This window comes from Spirillospora sp. NPDC046719 (assembly GCF_040645715.1).
Classification (GTDB): domain Bacteria; phylum Actinomycetota; class Actinomycetes; order Streptosporangiales; family Streptosporangiaceae; genus Spirillospora.
Genome location: NZ_JBEYYT010000300.1, coordinates 1 through 11845 on the forward strand (window position 1 = coordinate 1; position 11845 = coordinate 11845).

An 11845-nucleotide genomic window follows, 5' to 3' on the forward strand; every position below is an offset into this window, starting at 1 on the left:
CACACCGTCAGCGCCGCGACGGTGTGGATGCGGCGCCGCCGCACCGCGCAGGCGCGGCTGCGCCGCCGGATCCGGAACGTGCCGGTGCAGGTCCGGGTGCGGCGAACGCAGCGCGCCCCGATCCGCGTGCGCCGGACCGGCCGCGGACCGCTGTCACGCTGAGAGAGGACCCTCGGAAATGCGCAGGCCCTCCGCGCCCACCGATCTGCCCGTCACCTCGTGGGGGCGCGCCGCCAAGCGCGCCGTCGGCGAGTTCCAGCGCGACAACCTGTCGGACTGGGCCGCCGCCCTCACCTACTACGCCATCCTGTCGATCTTCCCGGCGATGCTGGTGGTGGTGTCGCTGGTCGGGCTCGGCGGCAAGTCGGTCACCGGCGACCTCATCGACAACCTCAACGGGATCGCGCCGGGCGCCGTGAAGAACGTCCTGGTCAGCGCGCTCACGCAGCTGCAGAACAACCGCGCGGGAGCGGGCGTCGCCGCGATCGTCGGCATCCTGGCCGCGATCTGGTCGGCGTCGGGGTACGTGGGGGCGTTCATGCGGGCGTCCAACGCCATCTACGACATCCCTGAGGGGCGGCCGATCTGGAAGACGCTGCCGCTGCGGGTGGGCGTCACGATCGTCACGCTGGTGCTGCTGTCGGTGTCGGTCATCGCGGTGATCGTGTCCGGTCCGCTCGCCCGCAAGGCCGGCGACCTGCTCGGGCTCGGCTCGACCGCGGTGACGGTCTGGGACATCGTCAAGTGGCCGGTGATGCTGATCGTCGTGAGCTTCCTGTTCGCGCTGCTGTACTGGGCGGCGCCGAACGCCAAGCGCGGTTTCCGCTGGGTCACCCCGGGCGGCGTGCTGGCCATCGTGCTGTGGCTGGTGGCGTCCGGGGTGTTCGCGGCCTACGTGACGAACTTCTCCAATTACAACAAGACCTACGGCAGCCTCGCCGGCATCATCATCTTCCTGGTTTGGCTGTGGGTCACGAATCTGGCGATCCTGCTGGGCGCGGAGATGAACGCCGAACTGGAGCGCGGCCGCGCCATCGCCGCCGGGCGGCCGGCGGGAGCGGAACCGTATGTCGAATTCCGCGACACCCGCGGGTTCAGCGAGGAGGAGAAACGCGAGACCGGCGTCGCGGGCGGCCGGGACGCCGATGAGAATGCGGGCGGCCGGGACGGCCGGCACGGCGCCACCCGCTCCTGACCCGGGGTGACGGCCGGACGGCGGGTGGGCGACCGGGTGGTTACCGGGGAACCACGGGTCGCCGAACGGTGAGCCGGGTGAATAGGATCGGCGCGTGCTTCGTCCCACCTTTCCCATCGAGACCGAGCGCCTGGCGCTGCGTCCGTTCCGAGAGGACGACCTGGAGAGCCTCTACGCCTACCAATCCCTTCCCGAAGTGGCGCGTTTCCTCTATTGGGAGCCGCGTGACCGGGAGGAATCGCGGTCGTTCCTGCGCGAGAAAATGGCCGCCGCGACCCTGGAGAAGGAGGGCGACTGGCTCGTGCTGGCGGTCGAGTGGCGCGAGACCGGCGATCTGGTCGGCGAGGTCAATCTGCAGTGGCGCAGCCGCGAGCACCGGCAGGGCGAGATCGGCTACATCCTGAACCCGTCCTTCCACGGCAAGGGGTTCGCGACGGAGGCGGCCGAGGTGGTGCTGCGGCTGGGGTTCGAGGGCCTGGGGCTGCACCGGATCGTGGGCCGGCTGGACGGCCGCAACGCCGCGTCCGCGCGGGTGCTGGAGCGGCTCGGGATGCGGCGCGAGGCGCACCTGGTGCAGAACGAGCTCGTCAAGGGCGAGTGGACCGACGAGATCGTCTACGCGATGCTGCGCGACGAGTGGGAGGCGCGCGGCTCCGGCGCCGCGGGCGGCTCGGAGGAGCCCGCCGGCTCCGGCCCGGACGGTTCCGGCGGCGAGCCCGAGCAGGACTGACGGCGGTACCGGGGGCGGGCTGGCGGCATGACGGGCGCGGCCGGTCAGCGGCCCGCCTGCTCGTCCAGGTGGCGGGCGAGGTCGCGGACGTGCCCGCGCAGTTCGGCGGGCCGCCGGATCACGAACGGCCAGCCGAGGCCGGCGAGCATCCGCGCCATGCCGTCCAGGTGCTCGGCGCGGGTCGTCATCACCACTCCCCCGGCGGTCTCGGTGAGGGTGGCGACGGTCGCGGGGACCCGCCGGCGCGCCTGCTCCAGGGTGGTCTCCAGCAGCACCTCGACCTCGTGCGCGTACGGGACGCCGGCCAGCGACCGCGTCACGTGCTGGACGGGATCGACGCCGGCGGGGATCTCGTAGGCGGCGGTGCCGGTCGCGGCGGTCTCGGCGGAGGCGATCCGGTCGACGCGGAAGGTGCGGACCTCGCCGCTGCGGTGGTCGTGGCCGGTGGCGTACCAGCGTCCGGAGTGAAAGACGAGGCCGTAGGGGTCCAGGTCGCGTTCGGAGTCGGCGCCCTGCCAGGACCGGTACCGCAGCCGGACGCGGCGGCGCTCGCGGACGGCGGCGGCCAGGGTGAGCAGGACGCCGGTGGAGGGCGCGGCGGCGTCGCGGGCGGCCAGGGTGAAGCCGAGGGTCTCGCGCAGCGCCTGGACGCGGTCGCGCAGCGCGGCGGGCAGCACCCGCTGCACCTTCGCCAGGGCGCTCTCGGTGGCCTGTCCCGGCAGGCCGAGGCGGCGGCCGGCCACCAGGCCGAGCACGACCGCGACCGCCTCGTCGTCGGTGAGCATCAGCGGCGGCAGCTTGTAGCCGGGCATCAGGCGGTAGCCGCCGTGCCTGCCGCGTTCGGCGACGACGGGCACGCCGAGGTCGTCGAGGCGGGCGGCGTAGCGGCGGACGGTGCGCTCGTCGACGCCGAGCCGGCGCGCCAGGTCGGGCCCCGTCATGTGGTGGTGGGCCTGCAGCAGTTCGAGCATCGCCAGTACGCGGGTCGTCGGGTGGGATCGGCCGGAGTCCGGCGCCGGGTGTGACACGGGACACTCCACTAATCCGGGCGGGTTCTGTCCGGTATCGAGCCTAGCGTTGACTTCACCAACGAGGGAAAGGGCGCTGACATGGCGACGTTCGTACTGGTTCCGGGGTTCTGGCTGGGCGCGTGGGCGTGGGAGGAGGTGGCCTCGGGGCTGCGAAAGGAGGGCCACGAGGCGCTCCCGGTGACGCTGACGGGGCTCGCCGAGCGGGCGGGCGAGCTGACGCCGGAGGTGGGCCTGGAGAGCCACATCGCCGACGTCGTCGACGCGGTGGAGGGCGCCGGCCCGGGGCCGGTGGTCCTCGTCGCGCACAGCGGCGCGAACATGGCGGTCACCGGCGCCGCCGACCGGATCCCCGACCGCGTCTCGCGGGTGGTCTACGTCGACAGCGGGCCGATGCCGTCCGGGATGGCGGGCATCGACTTCCGCGCCCCCGACGACCGCGCCGAACTGGAGAAGACCGTCGCCGAGGCGGGTGACGGCTGGACGATCCCGGTGCCGGCGTTCGACGCGGACACCGACCCGGTCAACCTCGCGGGCCTGAGCGCCGAGCGGCTCGCCGAGATGCGGCGGCGCGGCACCCCGCAGCCGTTCGCGACCGTGACGCAGCCGCTCCGGCGGCCCGAGCCGCTGCCGGGCACGCCGCGCACGCTCGTCCTGTGCACGATCCCGCTCGCGGCGGTGCGGCAGATGGCCGACAGCGGCAATCCGGTGTTCGCCATGATGGCCGGGCCGGGCTGGACGTACCGGGAGCTGCCGACCGGGCACTGGCCGATGCTGTCCGAGCCGCGCGCGCTCGCCTCGCTGCTCGCCGAGTCCGCCGGTCCGGAGTGAGGCTCAGGCGGCAAGGCTGAGGCGGAGCTCGGGTCGGGTCGGGGGCGGGGCGGGGGCGGGTCAGGCGTCCTTGGGGGCGGCGGTGACCGGCGCGGCGCGGCGGCGGGCTTCGCGGGCGGGTTCGCCCGGCACGACCAGGACACGGGCGGCGCAGGCCAGCAGCGTGCCGATCCCCCATCCGGCGAGCGCGTCGGTCGGCCAGTGGTAGCCGAGCGCGACGACGGCGACGGCGACCAGCGCGGCCAGGGTGTGCGCGGCGATCGTCCAGCCGCGCGAGGCGCCGGCCATCGCGGCGATGAACAGCAGGCAGGCGGCGGCGTTGGCGGAGTGCCCGGACGGGAACGACAGGTGCCCGGCGGCGAACAGCTCGTCCTCGCCGTACAGGGGTGCGGTCCGCGCGAACAGCACCTGCGCGGATCGCACGACGAGCTCGGTGCAGGCCAGCCACAGGCCCGCGCGGATCAGCAGCGGGAGGCTGCGGCGCCGCCACGCGGCGGCCGCGGCGGTGACGCCCGCGAGGCTGCCGACGATCCAGTACTGGCCGCCGTTGACGATCGTCCGCCACGTCCAGTGCCAGGCGCCGGTGCGGGGCGGCAGGCCGGCGGAGAACACCCACTGGTCCAGGTGGCGCAGCGGGCCGTCGGCCAGCACGTCCAGGACGGCCGCGGCCGTGGCGAGGGCCGCGGCCGCCGTCAGTGCCCGGGGCCGCCGCCGGTCGGCGCGACCGCCCCCCGGCCGATGCGCCCGCATCCCTCGATCCTGCCCGATGCGCGGGACCCCTCACGCCGAGACCTGGCTCACATGTCGGTCCCCCGGGCGTCGCGCGCGGTCCCTCATCGCCATATTTGACCCGAGTGTCACCGGGTGCTCACGGCGCCCCCTGAATGACTCACTTATCTACAGTGAGGCGGAGTTTTCTTTGTTACTCCGGCTTGTAGATCATTTGGCGGGTCGGCGGCACACTCTGCGGAAGTCGCGCGGCCACGGGGGTCGGGCCTGTTCCGCAAGGTGAGCATATGACACCCTCTGTCCGCCGTCCGGCACCCACGGTCGTCCACTGGCGGCGTTCGGTGACGGCGGCCGCCGCCACGGTACTGGTGGCCGGGATCGGCGCGGCGGGGGCCGGGGCGGCGCAGGCGGACACGGCGCCGGTGAAGGCGGACGACGGCGCCCGGATCACCCAGGAGACCAAGGTCGCCGACCACGAGGTGGACGTCACCATCTCGTCCCCGGCGCTCGGCAAGTCGGTGAAGACCCGGATCCTGCTGCCCGGCGACTGGGCGCGCGGCTCGGCGCGGACGTGGCCGGTGCTGTACGCCTTCCACGGCGGCCAGGACAACTACACCTCCTGGACCAAGAACACCGACATCGAGGACTGGGCCGCCAAGTACAACGTCCTGGTCGTGATGCCGGAGGGCGAGAACGGCTCGTACACCGACTGGTACAACTACGGCAAGGGCGGGACCCCCAAGTGGGAGACCTTCCACACCGCCGAGGTGCGCCAGCTGATGGAGCGCAACTACGGCGCGGGCGCGGTCCGCGCGGCGATCGGCAACTCCTCGGGCGGGCAGGGCGCGTACAGCTACGCCGCCCGCCACCCGGGGCTGTTCAAGTACGTCGCCTCGCTGAGCGGCACGCTGTCGCTGCGGTCGGCGGGGATGCCGGCGATGCTGATGTTCACCAACGCCGGCAACGGGCAGGACCCGTTCGCGATCTGGGGCATCCCGTGGGCCGACGACGCCAACTGGGCGGCCCACGACCCGTACGCGCTGGCCGACAAGCTGCGCGGCACGCAGCTGTTCTTCTCCTCCGGGACGACCGGCAAGCCCGGTCCGGGCGACCCGAACGTGGCGCCGTGGGACATCGGCCTGCTGAGCGAGATCGCGGTCGGCGCGGACAACCAGGAGTTCAAGAAGCGCCTGGACGAGCTGAAGGTGCCCTACACCGCCGACATCTACGGCGACGGCCGTCACAACTGGCCCGCGTGGATCCGCGAGGCCACCAAGATCTGGCCGACGATGATGAAGGCGATCGGCGCCAACCAGGTGACCGTCACCGCGCGGCACGGCTGACCTCGGGGTCTCCGCCGCATGGGCCTTCCTGGGCCCTGACGCTGTGGCGGGACCGCGCGAGGAGCAGAGGCTGAACCCGGCCCGGTTCCGGGGGCGACTGCGGCTGTCGTCCCCGGAACCGGGCCGTCGCCGTTGGGGTCAGGCGGGCCGGCCGCGCCGGAGGGTCAGTGCTGGTAGGTCAGGCCGTGGCCGAAGGGGTACAGGGCGGTGCCGGGGTCGTCGCGGGTGGGGATGACGACGGGCAGCCTGCCCTGCGGGTCGATCTCGCCGAACAGGGTCTTGACGGCCGAGCGCAGCGCTTCGGCGGTGTAGGAGTAGGTGGCCAGGTAGGTGGCGGCCTCGGGGAAGTAGGCGATGTCGTAGGGGTCGCGGACGGCGATGACGACGACGGGCTTGCCGGTGGCGACCAGCGCCTTGACGAGGTTCATCTGCCCGGGGCCCTGGTGGCCGGGTTCGGTGCTGACGTCCCAGGCGCGGTTGGTGACGGCGACGACGAGGTCCTGGTCCTTGGCGGCGGTGACGGCGTCGTCGATCTGCGCGGGGGTGGGGCTGAGGCCGGTGCTGCGGACGGTGGTGGCGGCGCCGTGCCCGGCGATGCCGGTGGCGAGGCCGGCGGTGGTGGAGGCGGTGCCCCATCCGGCGATGAGGACCTTGCGGGGGCCGGTCGTCAGCGGGAGCAGCCTGGCGTCGTTCTTGATCAGGGTGGTGGTGCGGTCGGCGGCGCGCTGCGCGGCGGCCAGGTGCGCGGGGGTGCCGACGGTCCGGCCGATCCTGGAGGTGTCGGCGTAGGGGCCGCGGAACAGGCCGCGCTTCTTCTTGAGGGCCAGTACCCGGTACACCGACGCGTCGAGGCGCTGTTCGCTGATCTCGCCGGTCTTGACGGCGTCGACGACGGCGGCGAGCTGGCGGGCGAACACGCCGTTCCCGGAGGCGTCGGCGGGTGGTTTGAGGAGCACGTCGGCGCCGGCCTTGAGGGCGAGGACGGGGATGCGCTCGTCGCCGTACTTGTCGCGGACTCCCTGCATGTCGAGGGCGTCGGTGACGATGACGCCGCGGTAGTGCAGCTGGTCGCGCAGGATGCCGGTGAGGATCGGCTTGGACAGGGTGGCGGGGTCCTCGGAGGGGTCGAGGGCCGGCACGATGATGTGCGCGGTCATGATGGCCTCGGCTCCGGCGGCGATCGCGGCGCGGAAGGGCGGCAGGTCGAGCGTCTCCCACTGGGCGCGGGTGTGGCCGATGCGGGGGACGCCGGTGTGGCTGTCGGTGGTGGTGTCGCCGTGCCCGGGGAAGTGCTTGGCGGTGGCGGTCACTCCCCCGTCCCGGTAGCCGCGCAGCTGCGCGGTGACCATGGACGACACCAGCGCCGGGTCGGAGCCGAAGGAGCGGACGCCGATGACGGGGTTGGCGGGGTTGACGTTGACGTCGGCGTCGGGCGCGTAGTCCTGGTTCACGCCGATGGCGCGCAGTTCCCGCCCGGTGATGCGGGCGAGCGCTCCGGCGTCGGCGGTGCTGCGCCCGGCGGCCAGCGCCATGCTGCCGGGCGACTGGGTGGCGGGCGGCTGGACGCGCGCGACGATGCCGCCCTCCTGGTCGGTGGCGATGGTCTCGGGGACGCGGTGCGGCTGGGCCATCGCGGCGCGCTGGATGCCGTTGGAGAACCCGGCGAGCTGCCCGGGGTCGGCGACGTTGTTGGCGTAGTAGATGAATCCGCCGGGGTGGTAGCGGGCGACGATCTGCGCGGCGTTGTCGACACCGTACAGCTTCCGGTTGGCGGCGACGTCGGCGGGGTCGGCGGTGTCGGCGCTCTTCCCGTAGACCTGCAGGACGAACAGCTGGGCGGCCTTGTCCTGCAGGCTCATCGAGCGCAGCAGCCGCACGAGGGCGGGGTCCTTGCCGGCGTCGCGTCCGGTGGTCTGGGCGTGGGCGGCGGGCGCGGTGAGCGCGGTGGCGGCGAGCGCTCCGGCGGCCAGTCCCGCGACGGCGCGGCGGGCGCCGCCGGTGCCGGGTGCGCGGGTGCCGAGCACACGGATGCTGAGCGCGCGGGTGCGGGGTGCGCTCTCGGGGGGCCGGGGAGGACGGTGCGTACGGGGCAGGTGCATGACGGCTCCCTCCGCCCCCGAGCTGCTAATTGATCAAGGTTCTGCTGGCACGCTAACCCGGTGGGGCGGGCTCGTCCACGGCAATGGTCGACGATGTGGTCCGGGTCCGTCCTGCTGCGGGTAAAGGCGGGCGCGGCCGCCGCGCCGGCCGGTGTGCCGGGGCTCGGCGGGTCAGGGGCGGGTGATGAAGGCGAGGGCGGCGTCGGTGACGGCGGCGGGGTCGCGTCCGGCGTCGATGAGGCGGGCGGCGCCGTCGAGGGTGCCGAGGATGAGGGCGGCGGTGGCGTCGGGGTCGGGGTCGCCGCGGTCGGCGAGCGCCTCGCGCAGCGGCGCGATGAGGGCGCGCTGCCGGTCGGCGAGCCAGTCCAGGCATGCGGGGGGCAGCCCGGCGGCGGCGATGGCGTCGGTGACGCGGCGGTCGTCGCTGCGGGCGAACTCCAGGTGGCCGCGGACGTAGGCGGCGATGCGCGCGGCGGGGCCGTCCGGTTCGGCGGCGGCGGTGGCGGTGCGCAGCCGGTCCGTCCAGTCGGCGAAGACGTCGGCGGCGAGCTGGGCGAGGATGTCGCCGGTGGAGCCGTAGTACTTGTAGACGCTGGAGCGGGCGAGGCCGGCGCGGGCGCCGACCGACGCCGGGGTCACCGCCTGCGCGCCGTCGGCGAGCAGGATGTCGCGGGCGGCGGCCTGCAGGGCGGTGTGCCTGCGGGCGCGGTGCTCGGCGACGGTCGGGGCGGTGATCCTCGGCATGCGGTCTCCTTCCGCGGCGGGGAGGTGCGGGCGCGGCTAGTTCATTCTGCCGTCCCGGATGCGCACGACGCGGTCGGCGGTGCCGAGCAGGCCCTCGTCGTGGGTGACCAGGACGGTGGCGGTGCCGCGCCGGTGGGCCTGCTCGGCCAGCAGCGCGACGATGTCGCGGGCGCGGTGCTGGTCGAGGGCGGCGGTGGGCTCGTCGGCCAGCAGCAGCGCGGGCCGGTTCATCAGGGCGCGGGCGATGCCGACGCGCTGGCGTTCGCCGCCCGACAGCTCGTGGGGGCGGCGGTGGGCCTTGGCGGTCATCCCGACGGCGTCCAGCAGTTCGGCGGCGCGGTCGCGGTGCTCGCGGGTGACGCGCCCGCCCAGGTGCGCGACGAGCAGCAGCTGGTCGCGGGCGGTGAGGGAGGGCAGCAGGTTGGCGGACTGGAACACGTAGCCGATGCCGGTGCGGCGCAGTGCGGTGCGGCGCGCGGGCGCGGCGGCGGTGACGTCGGTGCCGCCGACGGCGACGGTGCCCTCGGTGGGGGTGATCAGCGCGCCGGCGACGGCGAGGAGGCTGGACTTGCCCGAGCCGGAGGGGCCGGCGACGGCGACGACCTCGCCTGCCTCGACGGTGAGGTCGACGCCGTCGAGGGCGGTGACGAGGGTGTCGCCGGCGCCGTAGCGCAGGGTGACGCCGGACAGGGTGAGCCCGGTGCGGGTCGCGGTGGCGGTCATCGGTGGCCTCCCAGGGCGGTGAGCGGGTCGACGGAGGTGACGCGGCGCAGGGCGGCGACGGTGCCGAGCACGCCGAGGACGATCAGCAGCCCGGCGGCGGTCGCCAGCGGCGCGGCCTCCAGGGCGATGGGGACGGTGCGGGACGCGGCGTGCAGCCCGGCGGTGATGCCGACGCCGGCCGCGGTGCCGACGGCGGTGGCCGACACCAGCACGACCAGCACCTGCGCGACGGCGTCGCGGGCCAGGTACCAGGCGGATCCGCCGAGCGCCCGGACCAGGGCGATCTCCCCTCGTCGCTGGACGGTCCACACGACGAAGAACGCGGCGACGACCAGCATCGAGATCAGGTACAGGAACACCTTGATCAGCGTCATGGTGGCGGTCTCGGCGGCGAATCCGGGCGAGGCGGAGTAGGACTTCTCCTTGGTGAGGACCTGCGCGTCCCCGCCGCCGGCGACCGAGGGCGCGGCGTCCAGGGCGATCGCGGTGGCCTGCTGGTAGGCCTGCGCGGGCGGTGTGCCGGGCAGGCCGTAGTGGACGCGCTGCCAGGTGCGCAGCGGCGCGTAGACGACGGCGACGTGGGTGAAGGACCGGTCGCCGACGGTGCCGATGACGGGCAGCGCGGCGCCGCTGCGCTCGACGCGGAGGGTGTCGCCGATCCGGACGCCGTCGTCGGCGAGGCGGGCGGATATCAGCACGCCGTCGGGGACGGAGCCGAGCGCGCGGCCGGCGGCGGGGCGGGGCGCGATGAAGGAGCCGGGTTCCATGCCGAACACGGCGATGTCGAGGTCCTGGCCGGTGCGGGCGTTCTTGGCGTGGGCGAGCTGGTTGCCGTAGGCGGCGGCCCTGCGGACGCCGGGCCGTGCCGCCCAGGCGGCGGCGTCGCCGGCGGGGACGGTGCTGCGCGAGTACAGGTCCCCCTCGACGCCGCGCTGGAAGGCGAAGTGGGTGACGGGCATGGCGCGCAGCGCGGACACGCCGTCGCCGACGAGTCCGGACGACAGGCCGGTGAGGACGGCGGCGAGCACCGAGATCAGCGCGATCACGGTGCCCATCAGCAGGAAGCGGCCGCGGGCGAACCGCAGGTCGCGGAGGGCGAGGAACACGGAGGGGCTCCGGAGGGATGGTTGGCGACAGTATGTCGCCAACCTTATGTTGGCGACACGATGTCGCCAAAAGCGGGGGTCACTTCCGGCGCCGGAGCCGCCCGAGCCACCGCCGTGCCCACCGCGGTGCCCATCGCGGTGTGCGCCGCTCGCGGCGGGGCGGCGTCGTCCGGGTCAGCGGGTGCTCCTCCACCTCGTAGCGGCGGACATAGGCGCCGGCGAACGCCTGCACGCTCGCGCCGAACGGCAGCGCCACCAGCGCCCCGACCGGTCCGGCGACCGCGACCCCGGCCAGCACCAGCCCGAACGCGACGGCGGGGTGCATGTCCAGCGTCCGGGCGGTGATGCGGGGCTGCAGCAGGTAGTTCTCGATCTGCTGGTAGGCGATGATGAACAGCAGGACCCACAGCGCCGTCGACGGCGAGCGGGTCAGCGCGATCAGCACCGGCACCGCGCCCGCCAGGTAGGTGCCGACCGCCGGGATGAACTGCGACACCACCCCCACCCACAGCGCCAGCGTCACCGCGTACGGCACTCCGAGGCCGGCGAGCGCGATGTAGTGCGCGACGGCGGAGATCAGCGCCAGCAGCGCGCGCGAGTAGATGTAGCCGCCGGTCTTGTCGATCGCGATCTCCCAGGCCCGCAGCACCGCGCGCTGCCGGTGCGGCGGCAGCAGCGAGCACACCGTCCGGCGCAGCTGCGGGCCCTGCGCCGACAGGTAGAAGGTGAACAGCAGCACCCCGAGCGCCTTGAAGATCACTCCGAAGGCGGTGGTGCCGATCCCCCACACGTTCTGCGCGAGGTCCGACACGTGCCGCGACAGCGTGCCCGTCACCGTCGGGAGCCGCTGGAACAGGGTGTCGCGCGACAGGCGGGTGCCGAAGGTGGCGTTGATCCAGTCGATGACGTGCCGGACGTAGCCGGGGAACCCGTTGATCAGGTGGCTGGTCTGGGTGGCCAGCAGCGATCCGATGCCGCCGACGAAGGCGGCGAGCAGCACGGCGATCACCACGAACATCAGCCCGGTGGCGGCGCCGCGCCGCCATCCGCGGGCGGCCAGGCGGTTCACCGCGGGTTCGATCGCGAACGCCAGGAACAGCGAGACCAGTACGAGCAGCAGCAGGCCGCGCAGCCGTGCCAGCAGCCACAGCAGCGCCAGGAACGCCAGGGTGATCACGCCGGCGAGCGCGAACGCCCGGGGCAGCCACGGCGGCATCCGCCGCGAGCAGGCCCCGCCGGCCCCGGCCGGAGCCGCGCCGGGAGGCGCAGCCGGTGGGGGCGGTGGGGGCGCCGCGTCGGGCGGGACGTCGGCGGGCT

The 11845-nt window shown here is 74.1% G+C and carries 11 protein-coding genes; 4 read left to right on the plus strand and 7 right to left on the minus strand.

What is annotated here, in order from left to right; translation table 11 throughout:
* The first annotated feature begins 178 nt into the window (after positions 1–178).
* Together ABZ914_RS35680 and ABZ914_RS35685 are read left to right on the plus strand one after the other, a co-directional pair.
* On the plus strand, positions 179–1195 hold the full coding sequence (locus ABZ914_RS35680) for a YihY/virulence factor BrkB family protein (protein WP_500198667.1): 1017 nt from the start codon (positions 179–181) through the stop codon (positions 1193–1195).
* Positions 1196–1289: 94 nt separating this feature from the next.
* Positions 1290–1925, plus strand: a complete 636-nt coding sequence (locus ABZ914_RS35685; protein ID WP_500198668.1) for a GNAT family N-acetyltransferase — start codon at positions 1290–1292, stop codon at positions 1923–1925.
* A gap of 44 nt (positions 1926–1969) precedes the next feature.
* Here ABZ914_RS35685 and ABZ914_RS35690 read toward each other — a convergent pair whose 3' ends face one another.
* Positions 1970–2953: a helix-turn-helix transcriptional regulator gene (locus ABZ914_RS35690; RefSeq protein WP_500198670.1), complete on the minus strand. Its 984-nt coding sequence runs from the start codon at positions 2951–2953 to the stop codon at positions 1970–1972.
* An 81-nt stretch (positions 2954–3034) separates the two neighbouring features.
* Here ABZ914_RS35690 and ABZ914_RS35695 point away from each other — a divergent pair, with 81 nt between their 5' ends.
* Positions 3035–3784, plus strand: a complete 750-nt coding sequence (locus ABZ914_RS35695; protein ID WP_500198672.1) for an alpha/beta fold hydrolase — start codon at positions 3035–3037, stop codon at positions 3782–3784.
* Positions 3785–3844: 60 nt separating this feature from the next.
* Here the strand turns inward: ABZ914_RS35695 and ABZ914_RS35700 are convergent, their stop codons facing one another.
* Positions 3845–4534: a phosphatase PAP2 family protein gene (locus tag ABZ914_RS35700; RefSeq protein ID WP_500198673.1), complete on the minus strand. Its 690-nt coding sequence runs from the start codon at positions 4532–4534 to the stop codon at positions 3845–3847.
* Positions 4535–4800: 266 nt separating this feature from the next.
* On the opposite strand from ABZ914_RS35700, the gene ABZ914_RS35705 reads away from it, so the two are divergent.
* The gene (locus ABZ914_RS35705) at positions 4801–5856 is read left to right on the plus strand and encodes an alpha/beta hydrolase (RefSeq protein ID WP_500198675.1); all 1056 of its coding nucleotides are present in this window, start codon (positions 4801–4803) and stop codon (positions 5854–5856) included.
* Positions 5857–6020: 164 nt separating this feature from the next.
* Here the strand turns inward: ABZ914_RS35705 and ABZ914_RS35710 are convergent, their stop codons facing one another.
* From ABZ914_RS35710 to ABZ914_RS35730, 5 genes are all read right to left on the minus strand, one after another.
* Positions 6021–7955 (minus strand): glycoside hydrolase family 3 protein, encoded by a 1935-nt coding sequence (locus ABZ914_RS35710; RefSeq protein ID WP_500198676.1) that lies wholly within the window; start codon positions 7953–7955, stop codon positions 6021–6023.
* A 171-nt stretch (positions 7956–8126) separates the two neighbouring features.
* Positions 8127–8699: a TetR/AcrR family transcriptional regulator gene (locus tag ABZ914_RS35715; RefSeq protein ID WP_500198678.1), complete on the minus strand. Its 573-nt coding sequence runs from the start codon at positions 8697–8699 to the stop codon at positions 8127–8129.
* A 36-nt stretch (positions 8700–8735) separates the two neighbouring features.
* Positions 8736–9422, minus strand: a complete 687-nt coding sequence (locus ABZ914_RS35720) for an ABC transporter ATP-binding protein (protein WP_500198679.1) — start codon at positions 9420–9422, stop codon at positions 8736–8738.
* Positions 9419–10528 carry an ABC transporter permease gene (locus tag ABZ914_RS35725; RefSeq protein WP_387019025.1) on the minus strand — a complete coding sequence of 370 codons (1110 nt, stop codon included), beginning with the start codon at positions 10526–10528 and terminating at the stop codon, positions 9419–9421. Before ABZ914_RS35725 ends, ABZ914_RS35720 begins: the two co-directional genes overlap by 4 nt.
* Before the next feature lie 79 nt (positions 10529–10607).
* The coding region (locus tag ABZ914_RS35730) for an AI-2E family transporter (protein ID WP_500198681.1) at positions 10608–11845 on the minus strand (1238 nt) is incomplete at its 5' end.